Here is a 237-nt window from a genome sequence, read left to right on the forward strand (position 1 = left end):
GGCCGCATCGAGCTCGCACGCGCAGCGCGACCATTCGTCGACGTCGCGGACCTCGCGCGCCGCGCGCGGCTCGATCGGCACGACCTGCAGGTGCTCGCGCGCGCGAACGCCCTTCGCTCGCTCGCCGGCGGCAACCGACGCGCGGCGCTTTGGCTTGCGGCCGCTGCCGTGCCTGATCGAGATATGCTGCGCGGCACCGAACGCGACGACGCGGTGCCGGCGTTGCCCCAAGCATCG

The 237-nt window shown here is 74.3% G+C and carries 1 protein-coding gene; it reads left to right on the plus strand.

The window, feature by feature from the left end; translation table 11 throughout:
* A partial coding sequence (locus SB771_RS36975) for a hypothetical protein (protein ID WP_410722281.1) occupies positions 1–237 on the plus strand: 237 nt, incomplete at both ends.

Origin of the sequence: Burkholderia sp. SIMBA_051 (assembly GCF_046534915.1) — a bacterium.
GTDB lineage: Bacteria > Pseudomonadota > Gammaproteobacteria > Burkholderiales > Burkholderiaceae > Burkholderia > Burkholderia ambifaria.